This is a genomic window from Amycolatopsis sp. SID8362, assembly GCF_010550475.1.
Lineage (GTDB): Bacteria > Actinomycetota > Actinomycetes > Mycobacteriales > Pseudonocardiaceae > Amycolatopsis > Amycolatopsis eburnea.
Genome location: NZ_JAAGNB010001001.1, coordinates 1 through 299, shown reverse-complemented (window position 1 = coordinate 299; position 299 = coordinate 1). Strand labels below are relative to the sequence as shown.

The 299-nt window shown below is 76.6% G+C and carries 1 protein-coding gene; it reads right to left on the bottom strand.

What is annotated here, in order from left to right:
* A partial coding sequence (locus G3I65_RS31035) for an ATP-binding protein (RefSeq protein WP_160699248.1) occupies positions 1–299 on the bottom strand: 299 nt, incomplete at both ends.

Here is a 299-nt window from a genome sequence, read left to right as displayed (position 1 = left end):
ACCACCACGCGGCGGCCACTTCGGCGACCTCGGGTTCGGTGAAGGCCGCGAGGTCGACGGTCGCGACGTCGCCGGGCGGCAGCGTCATCGGCGGCCACAGCGGCTGACCGGCCGGGCGCTGCGCGACCACGACGAGCAGGGGCTGTTCCGCGCCCCGGTGCGCCTGGTGGGCCAGCACCCGGACGGAAGCCTCGTCGCAGTGGTGGAAGTCGTCGAGCAGGACGACGACGGGCCCGGCCACGGTCAGGTCGGCGAGCCGGCGGCCCAGCCGCCGCGACAGCACCGGCACCGGCATGCCG